Here is a 23,670-nt window from a genome sequence, read left to right as displayed (position 1 = left end):
CAGCGTTGTTGAAGCGAATTCGGGTGTGAATCTGGTGCGTCAGGTGACGCGCTGGCGCGAGCGCGGAGGCGGGCTCAGCCCAGCTGCTGCAATGACTTCTTGAGCGCGCTGCGCTGGAAGACCAGCTTCCAGCGACGGCCACCCTGCTGGTCCCACAGCAGGGCGAAGCGCACGCCTGCCAGCAGGGCGCAGCGGATGCGTTCCGGCATCATGCGCTGCTGCAGCAGGCCGGGGTCGCCCTGCACCACGATCCGGTAGCGGAAGGTGGAGAGAGTCTGCTGGTAAAGCTCGCCCAGGCTTGCGATCACGTTCTCGTGGGTCGGCCCGAAGTGCTCGGCCTGGCCCTGGATGCGGGTCAGACCCGCGCCCAGCTTGTCCAGCATGTCCGGGTCCTTCTTGAGCTTGCTCATCAGCATCACCAGCGAGAAGCCGTAACGCATCACCACGGGCGAGACCTGGCGACGTTCCATCACCGCACTGACGGTGTCGATGCCGAGCCGCAGGCGGTTATGGTGCCCGCCGTAGATGGCTTCGAAGCTTTCCGGATTGGTATCCAGCGTGGCATTGACCAGGGTTTCCCAGGCGCGCTCATCGCACTGGCCGTGGCGGGCCAGCTCATCGACCAGCGCGGCTGCCTGGAAGACGCCCGCCAGCGAAAGTGCCTGGCGGGTAGTGGTATCAGTGACGGGACGGATCGGCACGCTGGTCATTGCGCGGCGGACTCCTCGGGGCCAGAGAGCGGGGCGGTGGAAGCGCTGGCGTCCGCCGCCGGAAGTTTCCAGGCGGCATCGATCACGCCGCCGCCCAGACAGATGTCGCCGAGATAGAAGACGGCAGACTGGCCGGGCGTGACGGCGCGTTGCGGTTCATCGAAACGCACCTCGACACGCTGGCCGTCATTGACGATCAAGGTCGCGGCCTGATCTTCCTGGCGATAGCGGTTCTTGCAGCGAATGCGCAGCTCGCCATTGGCATCGGTCTGCGGCGGCTCACCCGCGACCCAGTCGACGGATTCGGTGCTCAACGCCTGAGTGTAGAGCAGGTCGTGGTGCTTGCCCTGCACGGCGATCAGCACGTTGCGCTCCAGGTCCTTGGCACACACGAACCAGGGCGCGTCCGGATAGCGCTTGAGGCCACCGATTCCCAGCCCCTGGCGCTGGCCGAGAGTGTAGTACATCAGGCCCATGTGCTCGCCGATGACATCGCCATCGGGGGTCTCGATCTTGCCGGGCTGAGCGGGCAGGTACTGCTTGAGGAAGTCGGCGAAACGCCGCTCGCCGATGAAGCAGATACCGGTGGAATCCTTCTTGCGCGCGGTGATCAGCTCATGCTTCTCGGCGATGGCACGCACTTCGTGCTTCTCGAGCTCGCCGACCGGGAACAGGGTGCGCGCGATGGCCGCCTGCGGCACGGCATGCAGGAAGTAGCTCTGGTCCTTGTTGGTGTCCAGGCCCTTGAGCAGGCGCGGGAGACCATCACGCACGCCGCCACGCACGTAGTGACCGGTGGCGATCAGCTCGGCGCCCAGCATCTCGGCATACTCGAGGAAGACCTTGAACTTGATCTCGCGGTTGCACAGGATGTCGGGATTCGGCGTGCGACCGGCCTTGTACTCGGCCAGGAAGTGCTCGAAGACGTTGTCCCAATACTCCGCGGCGAAGTTGGCGGTGTGCAGCTTGATGCCGAGCTTGTCGCACACGGCCTGGGCATCGGCCAGGTCTTCGAGGGCGGTGCAGTATTCGCTACCGTCGTCTTCGTCCCAGTTCTTCATGAACAGGCCTTCGACGTGGTAGCCCTGCTCCATCAACAACAGGGCAGAGACGGAGGAGTCGACACCGCCGGACATGCCGACGATGACCTTGGTTCCGGTACCGGTTTCAGCGGTCATCAGTTCTCTCGTCACCCGCATGGCCGCGGGTTGTCACAAACAGGGGAGGCGGCAGACCCGTCATTCTGGCGCCGCTTGAATGGGCGGGATTATACCTGAATGCGGGGGTGGGATTCACCCCGCCTGCGCCGTCTGCCGCACTGGGCCGCAAGCGCCGCTCGACAGCACGCCCGGCGGCGGACTTCCGGCGCGGGCAATCGCTCAATCGTGCAGCACATCCAGCGGGAAACGCTTGCCACGCTGGCTGTCGCGAATACGCCGGGTCACCAGCGGGCTGCGCAGGCGGCCCATGTCCTCGAGCTGCTCGATCTCCTCAAGCGACAGCCAGTGCGTTCTGACGATGTCAGGGTCCAGCGGCGTGCACAGGTGCTCAAGGGCGGCGGCCTCGAAACTGTGGGAGTGGAAGTGGGTGCCGTCCTCGGCCACGTGCACATAGAGGCCGAGATAGCCGGTCAGCAGGATGCGCCAGGCGGTTTCCTCGCGGACTTCGCGTTGTACGCCGTCGATGATGCGCTCATGGGGTTCGAGATGGCCGGCCGGCTGGTTGAACACCGTGCAGGGCCCGCCCTTGTCTTCCTCGACGATCAGGTAGCGCCCGGCGCGTTCGACGACACAGGCGACGGTGACATTCGGGGTCCAGCGAGCAGCCATCAGGATTTCCTTCCTTCCTTGGGGGGTGAGGGACGACGAGAGGGGGCGCGGGCGCCGGGGGTCTTGCCTGAACCCTTGCCTTCAGTCTGGCCAGAACTCCGACTGGAACCCCGACCTGAACCCTTGCCGCTGTTGCATTTATTGCCACTGCCTCGGGGGTCAGCGTTGCCGGTGCGGCGCTCGCCCGGCTTGCCAGTCGCGCCCTTGTGGCGTGGCGAGCGGGACTCGCGACGAGGTACTGCTGGCATCTCGACTTCCTCGCTGCGCCATTCACCGGGGGCAAGGCCGTCGAGCTTCCATGGCCCGATGGCCGCGCGGATCAAACGCAGGGTCGGCAGGCCGACATGGGCGGTCATGCGGCGCACCTGGCGATTGCGACCTTCGCTGATGATGATCTCCAGCCAGTGGGTCGGAATGCTCGCACGGAAGCGCACAGGGGGTTGCCTGTCTGGCAACTCGGGGGGCTCGATGCGCCGCACTTTGGCTGGGCGCGTCATGCCATCCTTGAGCTCGACGCCGGCACGCAGCGCGGCGATGGCCTGCTCGTCAGGGGCACCTTCCACCTGCACCCAGTAGGTCTTGGGCTGTTTCTTCTTCGGGTGCGCGATCTGGTGGGAGAGCGCGCCATCACTGGTGAGCAGCAGCAGTCCCTCGGAGTCATAGTCGAGGCGCCCGGCGGCATAGACATCCGGCACGTCAATGAAGTCAGCGAGTGTCTGGCGGCCCTGATCGCGGTCGGTAAACTGGGTCAGGACGCGGTAAGGCTTGTGAAGCAGATATATGAGAGACATGATTTAGACTTTTGTCGCGGCTGCCGTATAAGCCTACTGTGAGAAGCGGCACGGGTGCTATACTCGCGCCTCCACTGAATCCATGACAGGGGAGTTATCAATGGGGTTCCAGAAGATTGTCGTCCCGGAAGGCGGTGCCAAGATCACCGCAAATTCCGACAATACCCTCAACGTTCCGAATAATCCGATCATCCCGTTCATCGAAGGCGATGGTATCGGTGTGGACGTGACTCCGGCCATGAAGATTGCCATCGACGCTGCTGTCGACAAGGCCTATGGCGGCGAGCGCAAGATTCACTGGATGGAAGTCTACGCCGGTGAAAAAGCCACTCACGTTTATGATGCTGACACCTGGCTGCCGGAAGAGACTCTCGAGGCTGTCAAGGATTACATCGTTTCCATCAAGGGTCCGCTGACCACTCCGGTGGGCGGTGGTATTCGCTCCCTGAACGTCGCTCTGCGTCAGAAGCTGGATCTGTACACCTGCCTGCGCCCGGTGCGCTGGTTCACTGGTGTGCCGAGCCCGGTCAAGAAGCCGGCTGACGTCGACATGGTCATCTTCCGCGAAAACTCCGAAGACATCTATGCCGGTGTCGAATGGAAAGCGGGAACGCCGGAAGCCGACAAGGTCATCAAGTTCCTGCGTGAAGAGATGGGTGTCACCAACATCCGCTTCCCGGAGAACTGCGGTATCGGCGTCAAGCCGGTCTCCGAAGAAGGTACCAAGCGTCTGGTCCGTCAGGCTGTCCAGTACACCATCGACAACGACCGTGAGTCGCTGACCCTGGTGCACAAGGGCAACATCATGAAGTTCACCGAAGGTGCCTTCAAGGACTGGGGCTACGAAATCGTCAAGGACGAGTTCGACGGCGAGCTGCTGGATGGTGGCCCGTGGATGACCTTCAAGAACCCGAACAACGGCAAGGACATCGTGGTCAAGGACGTCATCGCTGACGCCATGCTCCAGCAGATCCTGCTGCGTCCGGCGGAATATGACGTCATCGCCACCCTGAACCTGAACGGTGACTACCTGTCCGACGCTCTGGCGGCGGAAGTGGGTGGTATCGGTATCGCGCCGGGTGCCAACCTGTCCGACACCGTCGCCATGTTCGAAGCGACTCACGGTACTGCACCGAAGTACGCTGGCCAGGACAAGGTCAACCCGGGCTCCGTCATCCTCTCTGCCGAGATGATGCTGCGTCACATGGGTTGGGTCGAAGCGGCTGATCTCGTGCTGAAAGGCGTCGAGAAGGCCATCGCCAAGGGCGAAGTCACCTATGACTTCCATCGCCTGATGGACGATGCCAAGCTGCTGAAGTGCTCCGAGTTCGGTCAGGCTGTTGCTGACAACATGGATGCCTGAGACCCTGCGTTGATCTGATGCCCAGGCATCAGGTTGCGTGACAGGTTTCAGCAGAAGGCCCCCGGACATGTCCGGGGGCCTTCTTGCGTTTGAGATGGAAGCTTCTCGGTTGCGCGCTCAGTCTGCTGCCAACGATTGCCACTCCTGTGCGTTCTGCGTGGAGCGTTCTGCGCGGGGGGCTGTGCGATAGCATTCCGGATTTCATTGAGCGGCGAGACGCTTGAATGGGTCGCCGGTTGGCGACGCCTGTCGAGAGGTGTCTGTCGCGTATGTGAGCGAAAATGCATGCAAATGTCCGCATTCATGTCAGAGCGTCGCGATGCAGGCATGAACGTGTACGCCTGGGCGTACGCGACTAAAGCTTGCAACCAGATCGACAAGCCCCCATCTTTTCCTTATCACACCCACATTGAGACGACGTGGCAGCGCTTGGCCTTCTTAGCGGCGCGTTGAGGCAATCTGCTTCGTCACGGCTTGTGTTCACCGGATCAGCCCCTTATGTTCAAGACAGAGACATCGCGCGGCAGTCCTCCCTTTCTGGAGACACTGTCGATCAGCAATCAGGCCCCGTCGGCTCAGGAACCCGGATACCAGGAAGACCACGAAGGTGATCTGGCATTCGAGACCGCTGAGCCTGAACTGGCTCCACCGCCCATGTACAAGGTCGTTCTGCACAATGATGACTTCACGCCGATGGACTTCGTCGTGGAGGTGCTGACCACCTTTTTCAACAAGGATCAGGAGCAGGCAGTACAGATCATGCTCGCTGTCCATCATCAGGGAAAAGGAACCTGTGGCATCTTCAGTCGCGACATCGCGGAAACGAAATGCCACCAAGTCAATCAATATGCTCGAGAGTGCCAGCATCCGCTGCTGTGCGACATCGACCGGGCGGAGTGATCCGTCCAAGACGCGGCCTAGAGGGGACTTGCCATGTTGAGCAAAGAACTTGAACTGACCCTGAACACGGCCTTCACCGTGGCACGTTCCAAACGCCACGAATTCATGACCGTGGAACACCTCCTGCTGGCACTGCTGGACAATGCCTCCGCTGCCGATGTCCTGCGCGCCTGTGGTGCCAATCTGGACAAGCTGCGAGTCGACCTTCAGGACTTCATCAATTCCACCACCCCGCTGATTCCGGAAGAGCAGGAAGACCGCGAGACGCAGCCGACGCTGGGCTTCCAGCGCGTCCTGCAGCGTGCCGTCTTCCACGTGCAATCCTCCGGCAAGAGTGAAGTGACCGGCGCCAACGTGCTGGTGGCCATCTTCTCCGAGCAGGAAAGCCAGGCCGTCTACTTCCTTAAGCAGCAGAATGTCGCGCGTGTGGATGCGGTCAATTACATCGCGCATGGCATCTCCAAGGTCGCGGGTCACACTCAGACGCCCCAGGCGTCGGTCGAGAATGAAGAGAGCGAAGAGGCGAGCAGCGAGGGCGGCAACAACCCGCTGACCAACTACGCCACCAACCTCAACGAGCAGGCGCGTCTGGGCAAGATCGACCCGCTGATCGGCCGCGATGGCGAGCTCGAGCGCGTGGTGCAGATTCTGGTGCGACGCCGCAAGAACAACCCACTGCTGGTCGGTGAGGCCGGCGTCGGCAAGACTGCCATCGCGGAAGGTCTCGCCAAGCGCATCGTCGAGGAGGACGTGCCGGACGTCATCAAGGAAGCCGTGGTCTACTCGCTGGATCTCGGGGCGCTGCTGGCCGGCACCAAGTACCGCGGTGACTTCGAGAAGCGTCTCAAGTCGCTGCTGGCGGAGCTGCGCAAGGAACCGAACTCGATTCTGTTCATCGACGAGATCCATACCGTCATCGGTGCGGGTGCCGCGTCCGGTGGCGTGATGGATGCCTCCAACCTGCTCAAGCCGCTGCTGTCTTCCGGCGAGCTGCGTTGCATCGGTTCCACCACCTTCCAGGAATTCCGTGGCATCTTCGAGAAGGACCGCGCCCTGGCGCGTCGCTTCCAGAAGGTCGATGTCATGGAGCCGTCGGTGGATGACACCATCCGCATCCTCAAGGGGCTGCGTGGCCGCTTCGAGGAGCACCATGCCATCAAGTACACCGATGCCTCGCTGGAAACGGCAGTGCGTCTGGCGGACCGCTACATCAACGACCGTCAGCTGCCGGACAAGGCCATCGACGTGATCGACGAGGCCGGTGCCCACCAGCGCCTGCTGCCGCAGAGCATCCGCGTCGACACCATCGATACCGAGCAGGTCGAGGCGATCGTCGCCTCCATCGCCCGCATTCCGCCGAAGACGGTCTCCAGCTCCGACAAGAAGCTGCTGTCCAATCTCGAGCGCGATCTCAAGATGCTGGTGTTCGGGCAGGACGGCGCCATCACCGGTCTGTCCGCGGCGATCAAGCTGTCGCGTGCTGGCCTCAAGGCGCCGGACAAGCCGGTGGGCAGCTTCCTGTTCGCTGGCCCGACAGGCGTCGGCAAGACCGAGGTCGCCCGTCAGCTGGCGGCGCTGATGGGTATCGAGCTGGTGCGCTTCGACATGTCCGAGTACATGGAGCGTCACACCGTCTCGCGCCTCATCGGGGCACCGCCGGGCTACGTCGGTTATGACCAGGGCGGTCTGTTGACCGAAGCCATCACCAAGCAGCCGCACTGCGTGCTGTTGCTGGATGAGATCGAGAAGGCACACCCGGAAGTCTTCAACCTGCTGCTGCAGGTGATGGACCACGGCCGCCTGACCGACAACAACGGTCGCGAAGCGGACTTCCGCAACGTCATTCTGGTGATGACCTCCAATGCGGGTGCCGAGCAGGTGGCGCGTCGCTCCATCGGCTTCAAGCACCAGGATCACTCCACCGACGCCATGGAAGTCATCCGCAAGACGTTCTCGCCGGAATTCCGCAACCGTCTGGATGGCATCATCCAGTTCGGCGCGCTGGATCTCGCCGTGGTGCGCAATGTGGTCGACAAGTTCCTGGTCGAACTGCAGGCGCAGCTGGATGAGAAGCGCGTGCAGCTGGATGTCGCTGATGAGGCGCGCGACTTGCTGGCGACTCTCGGGTATGACCCGGCAATGGGTGCTCGCCCGATGGCACGCGTGATTCAGGAGAAGCTCAAGAAGCCGCTGGCAGAGATGATCCTGTTCGGCGACCTGTCCGAGTCGGGCGGCATCGTGCATGTCACGGTCGACAACGGCGAGCTGCACCTGGAAACGGAAGCGGAAATGGCGTGATCTGACGCTAAGCTTGCTGCCCTGAAGGGGCGACATGAACGGTCAGTGCTCAAGCGCTGGCCGTTTTTTATGCCTGTCAGTCAGCAAACTGTCCGCACTGGGCGGGCGTCGAGTCGATCGCCCAAGGCCTGATACGCGCGCACGCCAAGGGGCTCGCCATCTTCAAGGGGAGGGCGGGGGAAGCGAATGCGTATTGAGGAGAAAATGCCCAGCGGGGATGAGCCGCCTGTCATCATTGAATGGGAGCGAAGACCAGATTGGCGTTCGGGCTCAAGACGCATTCATGGGACAAGGCGGCATCATCGGAATACTCAGGCATACGCCATCGAGGTGGCGGGTGTCTCGCCGGGAAGGGCAAGTCTTGCAACCTCGATGCGTTCCGGGTCCGGGCGGAGGGTTCAGGCGGAGGTGACGCTGGTGCCTGAGGTGCCGGGAACGACCGGTTCAGCCAGCCGGTGTCATGATGATCGCATGCAGGTCCAGGACGTGCAGAGTGATCGATGGCATGGCAACCGGCAGGGCAGTCTGACCGTGCTTAGCGCGAACGGTAGACGATACGGCCCTTGGACAGGTCGTACGGAGTCAGCTCAACCTTGACCTTGTCGCCAGTCAGGATGCGGATGTAGTTCTTGCGCATCTTTCCGGAGATGTGAGCGGTCACGATGTGGCCGTTTTCCAGTTCAACACGGAAAGTGGTGTTCGGAAGGGTGTCGACGATGACGCCTTCCATTTCAATATGATCTTCACGCGCCATATAGGCTGATCCTCACTTATTACAGGGAATACTGCTGGTAGTTCCGAGCCGCCTCAGCACAAAAAGTGCCCGATTCGGGACTTCGATACGCGATATTGTGCCGTAAGGGCGGCGGCAAGGCAAAGTCGAAGCGCGATTGTACGCTCCTTGAGCGCCTGTGGGCAGCTCAGGAGGAAGATAAAAATCGGCATCTTGCGCCGGGGCAACTCTCGGCAGGCGGTTGGTTGGCAGTCAGCGCTGTCTGATGAGCCCCTGCCAGCTGAGCGTTGCGTCACCTTAGCGTTGTCGGAGCGCTTGCGTCGAGAGGGCGCCTGGAGAGCGCGTCGAAAGAGCCTATGGAATGAGCCCTTGGAATGAGCCCATGCAATGAGCTCAGCGCGTCACTCGCCGGATGTCACTGACGCGCCTTGCTTGACCAGGCTCAGTGGCAGATGGCTGTCGGTATGGTTGGCCGGTATGCGTCGCCGCCAGTGGCTGCCATCCAGATACTCGAGCGGCTGGAAATGCTGCTTGTAGTTCATCTTGCGGCAATCACGGATCCAGTAGCCCAGATAGAGGTGGGTCAGGCCTTCGCGGCGTGCCTGCTCAATCTGCCACAGCACCGCGTAGGTCCCCAGCGAGCGCTGATTCAGTGACTCATCCGGATCGTAGAAGGTATAGATGGCGGACAGGCCATGACTCATGCGGTCCATGGCGGCGACGGCCACCAGACGGCCATCGAGGCGAAAGCTCACCAGGCGGGCATAGTCATCGCGGGAGGTGAGGAAGGTGCGATACTGCTCATGACTGGGCGGGAACATGTCGCCATCCGCATGACGGCTGCGGATGTAATGGGCGTACAGGCGATAATGCTCGGGGTCGAAGAGTGCCGGCCCCTCTTCGATGACCAGGTCGGCATTGCGACGCACCAGACGCTTCTGGGTGCGGTTGGGCGTGAAGTCGGCGATCGGCACGCGTACGGAAATGCAGGCACGGCAATCACCGCAATGCGGACGATAGAGATGAGAGCCGCTGCGACGAAAGCCGAGCAGGGCAAGGGCGTCATAGACACCGGAATTGGGCGCTTCCTGCGGATCGAGAAACAGCGTGGTCGCCTGGCGGCCTTCCAGATAGCTGCAGGCGTGCGGTACCGTCAGAAAGAAGCGCAGATCGCGTTGCGGTTGCTTGGGGGTATTGCTGCTCACCGTTGCATCATCTCCCTCTTGGAATTGCCGTGGCCATCATTCCCGGGCGTGCTGCGTGGGCCAGGATGTCAGTGACCACTTGCCCTCATGCCCTTGGCCAGTGGCATACTGGTCAAGATAGCTGATGAAATCGCTGCGGGCGATGCTGCGGGCGCCAAGACTTGCCAGGTGCGGAGTATGCATCTGACAGTCGATCAACGGAAAATCCCGTGCCTCCAATTCCTGGCACAGGATCACCAGCGCCAGTTTCGAGGCATCGGGCACGCGCGAGAACATCGACTCGCCGAAGAAGATGCGTCCACAGGCGACGCCATACAGGCCGCCCACCAGAGAATCGTCCTGCCAGACTTCAACGCTGTGGGCATGTCCCATGGCATGCAGGGCGATGTAGGCCTGCTGCATTTCTGGCAATATCCACGTGCCTGCCTGGCCATCGCGAGGAATGCTGGCACAGGCATTGATCACACCGGTAAAGTCGCGGTCGATACTGTAGCTCAGGCCTGCATTGCGCAGGCGCTTGGCCAGACTGCGGCGTACACGGACTTCCTCTGGCTTGAGCACCATGCGTGGGTCCGGTGACCACCACAGGATGGGGTCGCCCGGACTGAACCAGGGAAATATGCCGCGGGGGTAGGCCGCCAGCAGCCACTCGGGACTGAGTTCGCCCCCTGCACACAGCAGGCCGTCGGGCTCGCTCAGGGCGGTGGAAGCATGCGGAAAGCGGACAGGGGCAGGGGGAAGCCAGGGAAGCATGGGCAGCCTCTTGTCGGTTCGGGAACATGCACGGAGCAATGGGCTCCTGGCGCCTTGGCGTCATGAGCAGACGTGAATCGGCAATTATGACGTCACTGCCATCGAATGGTTATGATAACCGGCTGAAGGTACATGGAAAATCGCCCACAAGGTGCAAGGGGGATGGCGACTTGACTGCCAAGAGTGCCAGAAAGACAAGTCGGGAACAGGCCAAGCCTGAAACCCGTAGCCGCCGTGCGGCAGCAACACCCAGGAAGCGTGCCCGTCAGAAAGCGGACTCGCCGGGCTTCTTCGCGCGTCTGCGCGGTGCTTCGGCCACTGAGTCCAGCCCGGCACGCAAGACGCCGCGCGTCTCGGGCAAGCCCGCGAGGAAGGACGCCAGCGGCCAGCCTGCTGCCAAGGCCAGACACAAGCCGCGCGTGCAGGAAGAGAGCCCTGCAGCCCAGCGCCGCGCCGAGCGTCAGGCCGAACGCGCCGAACGCCAGGCCATCCGCGCCGAGCAGCGTGCGGAGAAGGCAGCGCGACCACCGTCACGCCTGACCACCACCCTGCAGGGCGTCAGCCGTGAAGGCGTGGTCATTCTCATGCTCAGCCTCTGCGTCTTCATGCTGCTGGCGCTGTTCAGCTATGCGCCGACGGACCCCGGCTGGTCCTACAGCGGCCCTGAGCTGACGCCCAGCAACTGGATGGGCAGCATCGGCGCCTGGCTGTCAGACGTGCTGTATTCGCTGTTCGGCGGCAGTGCCCTGTGGTGGCCGGCGATGCTGGGCTTCGGTGCCTGGCGCCTGATGCGTCAGCCCAGCACTGAGCTTGTGTGGGACCCGACGACCATCGCGGTGCGCGCCGGCGGCCTGTTCCTGCTGATCATGGCGACCTGCGTCATCGGTGATATCCAGTTCTACAGCCCCGATAGCCAGCTGACCAACGGCGCGGGCGGTATCCTCGGCAAGGGCATCGCCGGGGCACTGACGCCGTTGATCGGCATGGGCGGCACGGTACTGGTCGCGATGGCCAGCTTCCTGTGCGGCTTCACGTTGTTTACCGGCATGTCGTGGCTGACGGTCATGGATGAGCTGGGCAATGGCTGCATGCGGGTGTCTGGCTGGTTCGCCGAGCGCTTCAACAGCCGCCGCGACGATCAGGACGGCTACGATGACGAGGCAGCCTACGCCGAAGAGTCGCTGACGCACGAGGACGGTGAAGAGGATGACTCGGATCGCGACCCGGCCCCCAGTCTGAGCTGGTGGCAACGCCTGCTGCCGGGCCGGCGTGCCCGAGAGGAGGAGTGGGACGAGGACAGCGACGAGATTCTGCTTGGTCGCCGTCAGGAGGCAGAAGGCATCGCCGCCGAGCCGCGCGGTCAGCGCCGTGTCGAGCCGTCTCTGGATGGCGGCACCGACGAGGCCATCAGCGCTCGCGACGACTTCGCGGATGACCGCAGCACCGATATCCCGTGGCAGACCGCTGAAACCACGCCTTCCGCCAAGGTGCCGGGCGCTGCCTACACCGAGCGCATGACGGTGCAGAGCGCCAATGTCAGCATCGAAGGGGTTGATCTGGCCGCGGCCCTGAAGACCGCCGTGGCGGCAGAGGCCGCCTCCGCGCCGCGTGTCGCGCATGCCGATGTCACGCGCTCCCGTCTGCCGCAAGCCGCTGCCATTGAGGCCGAGCGCCAGCGTCATGCTGACGCCTCAGTCACGACGCAGGCTCCCAAGGCGGCGACGCCAGGCCCTGCCGCCGAAGACACGGCATCAGCCTCCGACAGCACGGCTGCCCCTGCTGCCTGGGACGCCGCCTCTGCCTTTGCGCCGACCGCTCGTCACGACACGGCTCGTCATGAGACCGCACGTCACGAGACGGCGCAAGACGCTCAGGTGCAGGGCGAGGCCGAAGCTCACAAGACTCCGTCTCAGGCACAAGCTCAGGTTCAGGCTCAAGAACTGGCTCGCGAGCAGGAAGCGCAACGTCTGGCAGAGCAGGAGGCGCAGCGCGAAGCAGAACAGAAAGCGCAGCGCGCAGCCGAGCAGCAAGCGGCAGAGCGACAAGCACTGCTTGAAAAGCAGGCGCAGCTCGAGAAACAGGCGCAGCTTGAGAAAGAGGCACAGCGTGAGCGCGACGCGCAACTTGCGCGCGAGCGCAGCGATGCCGCGCCGGATAGCCGCAATCAACCGCCGGAGCCCAGGGACGACGATGATGCGCCCCTGTCCGGTAGTGGTGGTCAATTCGCCACGGCCGCAGGGCTGGCTGCCGGTGCGGGTGTGATGGCGGCCGGTGTCGCGGCGGCCTCTTCCGAGACTCCCGCTCGCAAGGCGGTCGTTTCCTGGGATGATGCCTTCGAGCAGCCGACGGGCAACGCGCCGACACAGGCAGACGCGCCTGCGGCACCGAGCAGCCCGTCTGCCACGCAGCAGCATGCCCCTGAGCCGCGTCAGCCTGCAGCGCCCCATCAACCGGCCGAGCCGGTCGCGCCAGCGGAGCCCGATTCCGTGGCGCCTCAGGCCGAGCATGTGCCGCCTTTCGAGGCGCCGACAGCCACGCCGGAAGCGACACCCGCACCGGTCGAGCGCCCGTCCTGGGCCTATGACGGCGATGAGTCCGGCATGGTGCCGGGCGGTGGTCGTCTGGCGACGGCGGAAGATGCACAGGCGGCTGCCAGTGATCCCTCCGGTCCGACCCTGTGGACCGTGGAGCACATGCAGAGCCAGCGCCATGAAGGTGCCGATCACGAGGACGAGCCGGAAGGGGACCTGCCGCAGCTGAGCCTGCTGACGCCGCCGGATGCCCAGAAGCCCAACTACAGCGAAGAAGAACTCGACCAGATGGCCGAGCTGCTGGTGGTGCGTCTGCGCGAGTATGGCGTCAAGGCCGAGGTGGCGGATGTCTGGCCGGGGCCGGTCATCACGCGCTTCGAGATTCAGCCGGCGCCGGGCGTCAAGGCGTCCAAGATCTCCAACCTGTCGACGGACCTGGCGCGTTCACTGCTGGTCAAGAGCGTGCGTGTGGTCGAGGTGATTCCGGGCCGTCCGACGGTCGGCATCGAGATTCCCAACCCCAACCGCGCCATGATTCGCCTGCGCGAAGTGTTCGATTCCGATGCTTACCAGCTGGCGGAATCTCCGGTCACGCTGGCGCTGGGTCAGGACATCGGTGGCGCGCCTGTCGTGGCCAACCTCGGCAAGATGCCACACCTGCTGGTCGCCGGTACCACCGGTTCGGGCAAGTCAGTCGGCATCAACTCGATGCTGATCTCGATGCTGCTCAAGGCCACGCCGGACGAAGTGCGCATGATCATGGTCGACCCCAAGATGCTGGAACTGTCGGTCTATGACGGCATTCCGCATCTGCTGGCGCCGGTGGTGACCGACATGAAGGAGGCCGCCAACGCCCTGCGCTGGTGTGTCGCCGAGATGGAGCGTCGCTACAAGCTGATGGCCGCCATGGGCGTGCGCAACCTGGCCGGCTTCAATGCCAAGATCGATGAAGCCGAGGCACATGGTGCCCAGATCGCCGACCCGCTGTGGGAGCCGCAGCCCTGGGAGATGCACCAGCATCCGCCGGTGCTCGCCAAGCTGCCCTACATCGTGGTGGTGATCGATGAGTTCGCCGACATGTTCATGATCGTCGGCAAGAAGGTCGAGGAGCTGATCGCACGTCTGGCCCAGAAGGCGCGTGCCGCGGGGATTCACCTGATTCTGGCCACCCAGCGTCCGTCGGTGGACGTCGTGACCGGCCTGATCAAGGCCAACATCCCGACGCGCATGGCCTTCCAGGTCTCCTCCAAGATCGACTCGCGTACCATCCTCGATCAGGGCGGCGCCGAGGACCTGCTGGGCCACGGTGACATGCTCTATCTGCCGGCCGGTGCCGGCATGCCGACGCGCGTTCATGGTGCCTTCGTCGATGATGACGAGGTCCACCGCGTGGTCGATGACTGGAAGCGTCGCGGCTCGCCGGAGTACATCGAGGAGATCCTCACCGGTGGTGTGCAGGCGGATGCGTTGGCCGGCCTCGAAGCTGAAGGCGAGGACAGCGATGCCGAGCAGGATGCGCTCTACGATGAGGCCGTGGCCTATGTGGTCGAGTCGCGTCGCGCCTCCATCTCTGCCGTGCAGCGTCGCTTCAAGATCGGGTACAACCGCGCCGCGCGTCTGGTCGAGGCGATGGAGATGGCGGGTGTCGTCTCCGCGATGGGCACCAATGGCTCGCGGGAAGTGATCGCGCCCAACCACAGCGGCTAGCCGCCGCAGGCCTGGTCGCTGCACGCTGGAACACACGAAGGGGAGCTTTTTGCTCCCCTTCGTGTCAAAGACGTCAGATAACAGATCACTGCCAGCAGGCTGTTGGCAGCAATCATCCCGAATCGCTGAAATGATGATGGTCAGCTGCAGGGCCTCGGTGCCGAGGCTTGCCACTGGTCTTCCTCATCGCAAGGAGTTTCATGAAGACATTGTCCCGTTCTTTCGCTTCTTCGTTGACCGCTCGTCTGGCCAAGGGGCTGGGCGCCGCGCTGATGCTGGGCATGGCCGCTCTGCCAGCGCACGCCGAGGAATCGGCAGGCGATCGTCTGTCGCGCCTGCTGGAGCCGCTCAAGACCTATGCAGCCGACTTCGATCAGCAGATCCTCGATGCCTCCGGTCAGCGTCTGCAGGAAGCCAAGGGCAAGATGTGGCTGTCGCGCCCGGGCAAGTTCCGCTGGAGCGTCGATGCGCCGTACCGTCAGGAAGTGGTGTCGGATGGCAAGGAAGTCTATCTGCATGATCCGGACCTCGAGCAGGTCACCGTGCAGCCGCTGGATGAGCGTGTCACCCACACGCCGGCGCTGTTGCTGTCCGGTCGTGCCAGTGAGCTGACCGCCAACTATGCGGTCAAGCGTCAGCAGCAGGGCGCGCGTGAGACCTTCACGCTGACGCCCAAACAGGCCGATACGCTGTTTGAAAGCCTCAAGCTGACCTTCGACAGCGAGCAGCTCGACATGCTGCAGATGGCGGATTCCACCGGCCAGCGCACGGCGATCGACTTCAGCAACGTGCAGTACAACCCGTCGCTGCAGGATAGCCGTTTCGTGTTCCAGATCCCGCAAGGCGCCGACGTCATTCGTGAGCAGTGATCACGCCCAAGGTGCAGCGCAAATCCTGAATACGCTTGAATAAACAAGAACGCCCGGACCATCTGGTCCGGGCGTTCTTGTCTGTGCCAGTCGCGACTTGGCAGCCATGTGCGCGCAGGATTCGCCGCTGATCAGCTCTGTCCGGGCGTCTCGCCACGGTCTGCGGCGGCGTCCTGCTCGCGGCGCCAGCGCTCTATCTCGGCGAAGCGTTTCTCGCCACCATGCTGGGTCGGGCGATAGAACTGCTGGGTCGGCAGCTCTTCTGGCCAGGCATCGTGGGAGCGGCCGGCCGGATAGCCATTGGGCTCGTTGTGGGCATAGCGATAGCCTTCGCCCATGCCCAGCTCCTTCATCAGCGTGGTCGGGGCATTGCGCAGGTAGACCGGCACCCCGAAGTGGGGCTGCTGGCGCACGAAGGCCTTGGCTTCCTTCCAGGCCACCTCGATGGCATTGCTCTTGGGCGCGATGGCCAGGTGAATCGCCGCATGGGCGATGGCGCGCTGGCCCTCGTAGTCACCGAGGCGCAGATAGGCGTCCCAGGCGGCGATGGTCAGCGGCAGGGCGCGTGGGTCGGCGTTGCCGACATCCTCGGAGGCAATCGCCGTCAGACGCCGCACGACATCGAGCGGGTCGCCGCCGCCATCCATGAAGCGCGCCATGTACAACAGCGCCGCGTCGGGCCGCGAGGAGCGTATCGACTTGTGGATCGCCGACAGCAGGTCGTAATAGTCATCGCCCTGCTTGTCGAAGCTCGAGGCCTGATGGCCCAGCACGGCTTCCAGCGAGCTGTCCTCGAGTATCTCGCGCGTTCCCCCCTGGGCGTCTGGCTCACGACGCACGAAGTCACAGGCGGTCTCCAGTAGGCCGAGGGCACGGCGTGCATCGCCGGAGGCCGAGCGCGCGATGCGGGTCAGCGTCTCGCGGCTGGCTTCGATGTGACGCTTGCCGAGGCCGTTGACCTCATCCTGCAGGGCGCGCGTCAGTACCTCGATCAGGTCTTCGGTTTCCAGGGCCTTGAGCACATAGACCCGCGCCCGCGATAGCAGGGCCGAGTTGACCTCGAAGGACGGGTTCTCGGTGGTCGCGCCGATCAGCGTCAGCAGGCCGGATTCCACATGCGGCAACAGGGCGTCCTGCTGGCTCTTGTTGAGGCGGTGGATCTCATCGAGAAACATCACCGTCTGGCGATCGTTGGCCTGGAAGTGTCTGGCGCGCTCCACCACCTCGCGGATGTCCTTGACGCCGGCCATCACCGCCGAGAGCTGCTCCAGATGGGCATCACAGCCATTGGCGAGAATCTCGGCCAGCGTCGTCTTGCCGACCCCCGGCGGCCCCCACAGGATCATCGAGCGCACCACGCCGGAGGCCACCATCTGGCGCAGCGGCATGTCAGGCCCGACCAACGCTGTCTGTCCGATGTAGTCATCCAGGGTGCGGGGACGCATGCGGAAGGCCAGTGGCGCATGGGAATTCGAGGCGGTATCGGCAAAAAGATCCATCGGCGAGTCTGGCTCCGGCAGGCGTGGGGCAGTATTGCGCTCATCATGGCCGATCCTGCAGGACTGTACAAATCAGCAGGGGCGGCACGGTCAGTCAGCGGCCTCAGGCCGCGCGTGGCATTGCACCAGACTGTCATGTTTTCCTGACAGCATGACACGCTCATTTAGGCAATCCCACCCAACGTCTAACTGGCGCTCGGGGGATGTGTCCTACACTTCTAGGTGACGACATTGCTACATTCGGTAGCAATGCCCGAGGCGGCAGCGCTGTCTGCCAGCATCGGCCACCTGTTCCGTAAGGAGGAGGAAGTCATGCCCAATGTGACTCAGCTGCGCCAGGACCACGCCAACATGGCCCGTCTGCTGCACGTGCTTTCGCACCGCCACAAGACGCTCGTCAGTGGTGAGCGTCCCGACTTCCGCATGATGCGTGAGGTGGTGGATTACATTCTCGATTACATGCAGGGCTTCATCATTCCGCTGGAGCGTCAATGCACCCAGATGCTGTGCGAACGCTCCGAAGACGCCGCGCCACTCTGTCAGCGCCTCATCCAGCAATATCGCACCCTGCACGAGCGTCTGGACAAGCTGTCCGACAACCTCGACAGCATCCTGATGGACCAGATCATCCCGATGGACCAGTTCAATGCCGACCTGCGCGAGTATGTGGAGGCACACCGTGACTACCTGCGTGCCGAGCGCCAGGAGCTGTTCCCGCTGATGCGCGACAACCTCAGTGATGAGGAATGGCAGCAGCTGACCGATGCCATCCCGCATGCGCGCACCGAGCTTGAGCGCCTTCAGGAAGCCTACCCGGAACTCTACGCCGAGCTGACCGAGAGTGACGTCGTGACCGCCTGAGCCCTTTCGGTCCGATCTATAACGGTCTAGTCAGGAACTCGCCACACAGAAAGAATCCGCACTTTGCCCGCCACAACAGAAAGAACGCCAAGTCGTTGGCGGGTATTCCGAAAGTCTCCACGTCCCATCTCCCCCACACTGAGGTCATCACATGACGCCCGCCGCGTTTCGGTGGGCGTTGTCTTTGGCGGTGTTCCGCCTTCTCAGATGACGGCCGTGCGGCCCGGGAGACAAGCGATGAGTGCTCAATCTCTTGCACGACAGTGGGCAACTTCCCAGGACGGAGCGACGTCCGAGCCCGCCCAGTTCGCCAGTCAAGGCATTGCCTTGGAAGACCCGCGCCTGTTTCGCCAGCTCGCCTACGTGAATGGCTGCTGGGTGCATGGTGAAGGCGGACGCGAGGAGGCGGTCTTCGACCCCGCCACCGGCGAGCGTCTCGGCCAGGTGCCGTGGCTCGAGGAGGCGCAGATCGACGCCGCCATCGCCACCGCCGATGCGGCCCAGCGTGAATGGCGCAAGCTGCGTGTCGACCAGCGCGGCGAGCTGCTGGATGCCTGGTACGACCTCATCCGCGCCCACAAGGAAGACCTGGCCATGCTGATGACGCGTGAGCAGGGCAAGTCGCTGGACGATGGGCGCGGCGAAGTGGAATATGGCGCCAGCTTCGTTCACTGGTTCGCCGAGGAGGGCAATCGTGCCTTCGGCGAGACCATTCCCAGCCATATCCCGAATGCCGCGCTGGGCACCGTGCGTGAGCCTATCGGTGTCGCGGCGCTGATCACGCCATGGAACTTCCCGCTGGCGATGATCACTCGCAAGGCCGCGGCCGCGCTGGCGGCGGGCTGCACGGTGCTGGTCAAGCCGGCCGGCGAGACGCCGTTCTCGGCGCTGGCACTGGCGGAGCTGGCCGAGCGTGCCGGCATTCCCGCCGGTGTCTTCAGCGTCATCACCGGCGAGGCCTCCGAGGTCTCCAGGCAGCTGTGTGACGACCCGCGCGTCGCCGGGCTCTCATTCACCGGCTCCACCCGGGTCGGGCGTCTGCTGCTGAAACAGTGCGCCGACAGCGTCAAGCGCGTCTCGCTTGAACTGGGCGGCAATGCCCCCTTCATCGTCGGACCGGACATGGACCCCGAGGAGGCTGCGCGCGCCGCCGTCGATGCCAAGTTCCAGACCTCCGGTCAGGACTGCCTCGCGGCCGACCGTATCCTGGTCCACGACAGCCTCTACGAGGACTTCCTGAGCCACTTCGCGCGCATCATGAAGCAGCTCAAGGTCGGCAATGGTCAGGTGAAGGGGATCGACCTTGGCCCGCTGATCCACCGCGACGCCGTCGCCAAGGCGCAGACCATCGTCGATGACGCCGTCGAGCGCGGCGCGCGGCTGATCCACGGCGACCAGAGCATGGCGCCGGGCCCCAACTTCTTCATGCCGGTGCTGCTGGCCGACATCACGCCGGACATGCGCGTCTGGCGCGAGGAAACCTTCTCGCCGGTGGCCGGCATCACCGCCTGGCACGATGAGGAAGAGGTGATCGCGATGGCCAACGACACCGAATACGGCCTCGCCGCCTACGTCTATACCCACGATGTGCGCCGCATCTGGCAACTGATGCGTGGCCTGCGCTTCGGCATGGTCTCGGTCAATTCCGTCAAGATGACCGGCGCGCCGATTCCCTTCGGTGGCGTCAAGCAATCTGGCCTGGGTCGCGAAGGTGGCCGTCAGGGGCTCGAGGAATATCTCGATATCAAGTACTACTGTCTGGGTGGACTGGAAAGCGCCTCCGGAAGTTGAGACGGACATCCTTCACTGTCACATGTCGATCATGGCGACCGGTAGCCATTGAGCATCACCGCCGGTCGATCGCCCCTAGTTGAGCATTCGGAGAGTCACATGAGCACTGATAACACCCTGAGTCAGGCCGCCAGCTTCGACGACGCGACCTCGACCGATGAGCTGATTCGCCGTGATCGCAAGGTCACCTTCCATGCCTCGACCCACCTGCGCGATTACGCCCAGGGCGATGCACCGGGTCGCGTGATCACCGGTGGCGAAGGCATCCGCATCCGCGAGCGTGACGGGCGCGAGCTGATCGACGGCTTCGCCGGTCTCTACTGCGTCAACATCGGTTACGGGCGCACGGAAGTCGCCGATGCCATCCACGAGCAGGCCCTCAAGCTCAGCTACTACCACACCTATGTCGGCCACTCGAATGAGCCGCAGATCGCGCTGTCCGAGAAGATTCTCGAACTGGCCGGCCCCGACATGTCCAGGGTCTATTACGGCATGTCCGGCAGTGATGCCAACGAGACCCAGCTCAAGCTGGTGCGCTATTACCACAACGTGATTGGCAAGCCGGAGAAGAAGAAGGTCATCTCGCGCTGGCGCGGCTATCACGGTTCCGGCATCGCCTCAGGCTCGCTGACCGGGCTGGCGGCCTTCCATGATCACTTCGATCTGCCGATTCCCGGCATCCTGCACACCGAGGCGCCGGATTATTACCGCCGTCCCGCCGAGTGCGCCGAGATGAGCGAGCGTGAATTCTCCACCTGGTGCGCCGAGAAGCTCGAGGCGATGATCCAGGCCGAAGGGCCGGAGACCGTCGGCGCCTTCATCGGCGAGCCGGTGCTGGGCACCGGTGGCATCGTGCCGCCGCCGGAGGGCTACTGGGAGGCCATCCAGGCCGTGCTCAAGCGCCACGACATCCTGTTGATCTGCGATGAGGTGGTGTGCGGCTTCGGGCGCATCGGCAGCCAGTTCGGCTACCAGCACTTCGGCATCAAGCCGGACCTGGTCACCATCGCCAAGGGCCTGACCAGCGCCTATCAGCCGCTGTCCGGGGTCATCGTCGGCGACCGCGTGTGGAAGGTGCTGGAGCAGGGCACCGGCGAATTCGGCCCCATCGGCCACGGTTGGACCTACTCCGGCCATGCGCTGGGCGCCGCCGCCGGTGTCGCCAACCTGGAGATCATCCGCCGCGAGGGCCTGGTCGACAACGCCCGTGATACCGGCGCCTATCTGCAGAACGCCATGCAGGCAGCTTTCGCCGATCATCCCATCGTCGGCAATGTGCGTGGCATCGGCCTGTTGGCGGCGCTGGAGTTCTCGCCGCAGCCGTCACAGCGCAAGGCGTTCGACTCAGCGCTCAAGGTCGGCCCGCGCATCTCCGCGGCAGCCCTCGAGGAAGGCCTGGTCGCTCGCGCCATGCCGCAGGGCGACATCCTCGGCTTCGCGCCGCCGCTGGTGGTCACCCCCGAGGAAATCGATGACATCGTCGCCCGCGCGCGTCGCGCCGTGGACAAGGTGCATCAGGAGCTTGTCGACAATGGCGATCTCTCTTCCAGTGATCCCGCCTCTGGTGACCCCGCTTCTGGTGACAAGTAGGTTATGGCATTGACCCTACCCCCGCTCAAGAGCACACGGGAAACGCCGCTGGCGCTGGCCGATATCTATGCCGCGCGCCAGCGGCTGTTTCATTCATCGACGGCCACGGGCGTCGAACGCACGGCGCTGGTGCCTTCACCGGCGTTGTCGCGACGCTTCGATGCCGAGATTCTGCTCAAGCTGGAGACCCGCCAGCCCACCGGCGCCTTCAAGCTGCGCGGGGCCAGCAATCTGCTGGCCGCAGTGGCGGAGCAGGCCTCTGGAGAGGCCTACGAGCGCCTCCAGCGCGGCGTGACCACCGCCTCCACCGGCAATCATGGTCGCGCGCTGGCCTACGCCGCGATGCGCCGTGGCCTCAGGGCGGTCATCTGTCTCTCCGAGCAGGTGCCCGCCAACAAGGTGCGTGCCATCGAGGCGCTGGGTGAGCTGGGCGGTGCCACTGGTGGCAGTGTCGAGGTACGCCGGGTCGGGCGCAGTCAGGACGAGGCCTTCCACGAGGTCAATCGGCTGGTCGAGGAGGAGGGCATGCTGGCGGTGCCACCCTTCGATGACCCGCTGATCGCGGCCGGTCAGGGCACCATCGGGCTTGAGTTGATGGAGGATTGCCCGCAGCTCGATCAGGTACTGATCGGACTGTCCGGCGGCGGCCTGCTCGGCGGTATCGGGGCGGCGCTCAAGGCGATTCGCCCCGAGACCCGCGTGCATGGCGTCAGCCTCACCGAAGGTGCGGCCATGTGGCACAGCCTGCAGGCGGGCACACCGGTGGAGGTGGAAGAGGTCGCCAGCCTCGCCGATTCGCTGGGTGGCGGCATCGGGCTTGGCAATCACACCACGCTGCCGCTGGTGCGCCGCGTGATGGATGAACACCATCAGGTCAGCGAGCGCGCCATCGCTCGCGCCATGCACCTGTTGCTGGAAGAGGAGAAGCTGCTGGTCGAGGGCGCCGCCGTGGTCGGGCTTGCCGCACTTGAGGCCTCGCGACTGGGCGAGACCGACCCGGCGCTGGCCGAGTCGATCCGCGGCCAGCGTGTCGCGCTGATCATCAGTGGCAATGGTGTCAGTCTGGAGACCTTCGATCAGGCTCGAGCACTGCTGGCAGACGCTCAGCAGTGATTTTTTCGCCCATGGCTCACAGCGTGAGGCAGATGACGGCACACCAGGAGGAGGGCGCATGACGGAACCGACTCAAGAAAGCATGCAGACGTATTCCCGTGAACAGATCGAGCAGGTCGTGGGGCTGGACGCCACGGCACTGGGCACCATTCGCGATGCCTTCATCGCGCTGGGCCAAGGCAAGGTGGTGCAGCCGCCTATCCTGTCGATGGCCATCGAGGAGGCCAACGGCGAGGTGGACGTCAAGACCGCCCACATCCAAGGGCTCAAGCACTTCGCGATCAAGATCAGCCCCGGCTTCTTCAACAATCCCGCCCGCGGCCTGCCAAGCCTCAATGGCCTGATGGTGGTGTTCTCCGCCGAGACGGGACTGGCCAAGGCCCTGCTGGATGACGGTGGCTATCTCACCGCCATTCGTACCGCACTGGCCGGTGCCGTGGCGGCAGAGGCCCTTTCTCGCCCCGACAGCAAGCGCGTCGCGCTGATCGGCGCGGGTGAGCAGGCGAGCCTGCAGCTGGAAGCGCTGAGGCTGGTGCGCGACATCGAGAGTGTCGATGTCTGGGCGCGTGACAAGGAGCGCGGCGAGCGCTTCGCGCGCGACACCGAGCAGCGTCTGGGCCTCACCGTGCGCAGCCATGACAGCCTGCATGCGGTGTGTCAGAACGCCGATATCATCATCACCGCCACGCCGTCTCACACGCCGCTGCTGGAATACTCGATGCTGCCGGAAGGCGTGCATGTCACCGCGATGGGCTCCGACAGCCCCGAGAAGCGTGAGCTGGAAGCCGACGTGCTGACCGACTGCGACTACTTCGTGTGTGACAGCCGCGCCCAGTCGGAAATCAATGGCGAGCTGAAGGGGCTGGATGAAGACCAGACCAAGGCATGCGAGGTCTACGAGCTGGGCAAGCTGCTGGCCGATGGGCGTCGTCTGCGTGACGGTGAAAAGAACAGGGGTGAGCAGGCTGAAACCGCCACTGATACCCTCATTACGGTGGCAGACCTTACCGGTACCGGCGTGCAGGACACCGCGATTGCCAGTCTGGCGCTCGCTCGACTCGCCCAGCGCTAGTGCCGCATGCAGCGACAGCGGGTCATGAAGGTGCGACGGACTTGCCCAGCGCGGC

General features: G+C 63.9%; 17 protein-coding genes and 2 pseudogenes. 11 read left to right on the top strand and 8 right to left on the bottom strand.

Annotated features, from left to right (window positions below):
• Positions 1–74: 74 nt before the first annotated feature.
• The 4 genes and pseudogenes from hflD to R2R70_RS09040 form a co-directional block, all read right to left on the bottom strand.
• A complete protein-coding gene (gene hflD, locus R2R70_RS09055; protein WP_043333854.1) occupies positions 75–710 on the bottom strand; it encodes a high frequency lysogenization protein HflD in 636 nt (211 codons plus the stop codon).
• Positions 707–1,888 (bottom strand): tRNA 2-thiouridine(34) synthase MnmA, encoded by a 1,182-nt coding sequence (gene mnmA, locus R2R70_RS09050; RefSeq protein WP_054555617.1) that lies wholly within the window; start codon positions 1,886–1,888, stop codon positions 707–709. Before mnmA ends, hflD begins: the two co-directional genes overlap by 4 nt.
• A gap of 201 nt (positions 1,889–2,089) precedes the next feature.
• On the bottom strand, positions 2,090–2,539 hold the full coding sequence (locus R2R70_RS09045) for an NUDIX domain-containing protein (RefSeq protein WP_043333853.1): 450 nt from the start codon (positions 2,537–2,539) through the stop codon (positions 2,090–2,092).
• A 173-nt stretch (positions 2,540–2,712) separates the two neighbouring features.
• A pseudogene (locus tag R2R70_RS09040) lies at positions 2,713–3,330 on the bottom strand (pseudouridine synthase); the annotation flags it as partial.
• Positions 3,331–3,430: 100 nt separating this feature from the next.
• Between R2R70_RS09040 and icd the strand changes: the two are divergent.
• The 3 genes from icd to clpA all read left to right on the top strand — a co-directional run bounded on the left by icd (position 3,431) and on the right by clpA (position 7,891).
• Positions 3,431–4,693 carry an NADP-dependent isocitrate dehydrogenase gene (gene icd, locus R2R70_RS09035; protein ID WP_410977856.1) on the top strand — a complete coding sequence of 421 codons (1,263 nt, stop codon included), beginning with the start codon at positions 3,431–3,433 and terminating at the stop codon, positions 4,691–4,693.
• A gap of 498 nt (positions 4,694–5,191) precedes the next feature.
• A complete protein-coding gene (gene clpS, locus R2R70_RS09030) occupies positions 5,192–5,593 on the top strand; it encodes an ATP-dependent Clp protease adapter ClpS (RefSeq protein WP_082388342.1) in 402 nt (133 codons plus the stop codon).
• 33 nt (positions 5,594–5,626) lie between these two features.
• Positions 5,627–7,891, top strand: coding sequence for an ATP-dependent Clp protease ATP-binding subunit ClpA (gene clpA, locus R2R70_RS09025; RefSeq protein WP_410977855.1), 2,265 nt, complete (start codon positions 5,627–5,629; stop codon positions 7,889–7,891).
• Positions 7,892–8,426: 535 nt separating this feature from the next.
• On the opposite strand, the gene infA is transcribed toward clpA, so the two are convergent.
• The 3 genes from infA to aat all read right to left on the bottom strand — a co-directional run bounded on the left by infA (position 8,427) and on the right by aat (position 10,582).
• A complete protein-coding gene (infA, locus tag R2R70_RS09020) occupies positions 8,427–8,645 on the bottom strand; it encodes a translation initiation factor IF-1 (RefSeq protein ID WP_024953359.1) in 219 nt (72 codons plus the stop codon).
• 380 nt (positions 8,646–9,025) lie between these two features.
• Positions 9,026–9,829, bottom strand: coding sequence for an arginyltransferase (locus R2R70_RS09015; RefSeq protein WP_054555616.1), 804 nt, complete (start codon positions 9,827–9,829; stop codon positions 9,026–9,028).
• 36 nt (positions 9,830–9,865) lie between these two features.
• Entirely contained in the window at positions 9,866–10,582 is a 717-nt protein-coding gene (gene aat, locus R2R70_RS09010; RefSeq protein WP_410977854.1) for a leucyl/phenylalanyl-tRNA--protein transferase, read from the bottom strand.
• 26 nt (positions 10,583–10,608) lie between these two features.
• Here aat and R2R70_RS09005 point away from each other — a divergent pair.
• The 3 genes and pseudogenes from R2R70_RS09005 to lolA form a co-directional block, all read left to right on the top strand.
• Positions 10,609–11,649 (top strand): annotated as a pseudogene (locus tag R2R70_RS09005) (DNA translocase FtsK 4TM domain-containing protein); the annotation flags it as partial.
• A 1,134-nt stretch (positions 11,650–12,783) separates the two neighbouring features.
• On the top strand, positions 12,784–14,820 hold the full coding sequence (locus R2R70_RS09000; RefSeq protein WP_410977886.1) for a DNA translocase FtsK: 2,037 nt from the start codon (positions 12,784–12,786) through the stop codon (positions 14,818–14,820).
• 200 nt (positions 14,821–15,020) lie between these two features.
• Positions 15,021–15,689: an outer membrane lipoprotein chaperone LolA gene (gene lolA / locus R2R70_RS08995; RefSeq protein ID WP_054555615.1), complete on the top strand. Its 669-nt coding sequence runs from the start codon at positions 15,021–15,023 to the stop codon at positions 15,687–15,689.
• A gap of 131 nt (positions 15,690–15,820) precedes the next feature.
• Here lolA and R2R70_RS08990 read toward each other — a convergent pair whose 3' ends face one another.
• The gene (locus R2R70_RS08990; protein WP_410977853.1) at positions 15,821–17,188 is read right to left on the bottom strand and encodes a replication-associated recombination protein A; all 1,368 of its coding nucleotides are present in this window, start codon (positions 17,186–17,188) and stop codon (positions 15,821–15,823) included.
• Positions 17,189–17,500: 312 nt separating this feature from the next.
• On the opposite strand from R2R70_RS08990, the gene R2R70_RS08985 reads away from it, so the two are divergent.
• The 5 genes from R2R70_RS08985 to R2R70_RS08965 all read left to right on the top strand — a co-directional run bounded on the left by R2R70_RS08985 (position 17,501) and on the right by R2R70_RS08965 (position 23,615).
• Positions 17,501–18,049 carry a hemerythrin domain-containing protein gene (locus tag R2R70_RS08985; RefSeq protein ID WP_043331576.1) on the top strand — a complete coding sequence of 183 codons (549 nt, stop codon included), beginning with the start codon at positions 17,501–17,503 and terminating at the stop codon, positions 18,047–18,049.
• Positions 18,050–18,286: 237 nt separating this feature from the next.
• Positions 18,287–19,840 (top strand): NAD-dependent succinate-semialdehyde dehydrogenase, encoded by a 1,554-nt coding sequence (locus R2R70_RS08980; protein WP_107336145.1) that lies wholly within the window; start codon positions 18,287–18,289, stop codon positions 19,838–19,840.
• 99 nt (positions 19,841–19,939) lie between these two features.
• Positions 19,940–21,430, top strand: a complete 1,491-nt coding sequence (locus R2R70_RS08975; protein ID WP_054555613.1) for an aminotransferase — start codon at positions 19,940–19,942, stop codon at positions 21,428–21,430.
• Positions 21,431–21,439: 9 nt separating this feature from the next.
• Positions 21,440–22,543 carry a pyridoxal-phosphate dependent enzyme gene (locus R2R70_RS08970; protein ID WP_410977852.1) on the top strand — a complete coding sequence of 368 codons (1,104 nt, stop codon included), beginning with the start codon at positions 21,440–21,442 and terminating at the stop codon, positions 22,541–22,543.
• A 58-nt stretch (positions 22,544–22,601) separates the two neighbouring features.
• Entirely contained in the window at positions 22,602–23,615 is a 1,014-nt protein-coding gene (locus R2R70_RS08965) for a cyclodeaminase (RefSeq protein ID WP_410977851.1), read from the top strand.
• Positions 23,616–23,670: the final 55 nt, after the last annotated feature.

Source organism: Cobetia sp. SIMBA_158 (genome assembly GCF_046566945.1).
In the GTDB taxonomy this organism is placed as follows: domain Bacteria; phylum Pseudomonadota; class Gammaproteobacteria; order Pseudomonadales; family Halomonadaceae; genus Cobetia; species Cobetia amphilecti.
Note: the sequence above shows the minus strand (reverse complement) of the source record. Positions and strands in the feature narration are given on the sequence as shown.

Coding starts and splice junctions, on each gene's coding strand:
- R2R70_RS09045 (WP_043333853.1), bottom strand. CDS start 2,539: ATGGCTGCTCGCTGGACCCCGAATGTCACCGTCGCCTGTGTCGTCGAA.
- R2R70_RS08990 (WP_410977853.1), bottom strand. CDS start 17,188: ATGGATCTTTTTGCCGATACCGCCTCGAATTCCCATGCGCCACTGGCC.
- aat (WP_410977854.1), bottom strand. CDS start 10,582: ATGCTTCCCTGGCTTCCCCCTGCCCCTGTCCGCTTTCCGCATGCTTCC.
- mnmA (WP_054555617.1), bottom strand. CDS start 1,888: ATGACCGCTGAAACCGGTACCGGAACCAAGGTCATCGTCGGCATGTCC.
- hflD (WP_043333854.1), bottom strand. CDS start 710: ATGACCAGCGTGCCGATCCGTCCCGTCACTGATACCACTACCCGCCAG.
- R2R70_RS08980 (WP_107336145.1), top strand. CDS start 18,287: ATGAGTGCTCAATCTCTTGCACGACAGTGGGCAACTTCCCAGGACGGA.
- infA (WP_024953359.1), bottom strand. CDS start 8,645: ATGGCGCGTGAAGATCATATTGAAATGGAAGGCGTCATCGTCGACACC.
- clpS (WP_082388342.1), top strand. CDS start 5,192: ATGTTCAAGACAGAGACATCGCGCGGCAGTCCTCCCTTTCTGGAGACA.
- R2R70_RS08985 (WP_043331576.1), top strand. CDS start 17,501: ATGCCCAATGTGACTCAGCTGCGCCAGGACCACGCCAACATGGCCCGT.
- lolA (WP_054555615.1), top strand. CDS start 15,021: ATGAAGACATTGTCCCGTTCTTTCGCTTCTTCGTTGACCGCTCGTCTG.
- R2R70_RS08975 (WP_054555613.1), top strand. CDS start 19,940: ATGAGCACTGATAACACCCTGAGTCAGGCCGCCAGCTTCGACGACGCG.
- icd (WP_410977856.1), top strand. CDS start 3,431: ATGGGGTTCCAGAAGATTGTCGTCCCGGAAGGCGGTGCCAAGATCACC.
- clpA (WP_410977855.1), top strand. CDS start 5,627: ATGTTGAGCAAAGAACTTGAACTGACCCTGAACACGGCCTTCACCGTG.
- R2R70_RS08965 (WP_410977851.1), top strand. CDS start 22,602: ATGACGGAACCGACTCAAGAAAGCATGCAGACGTATTCCCGTGAACAG.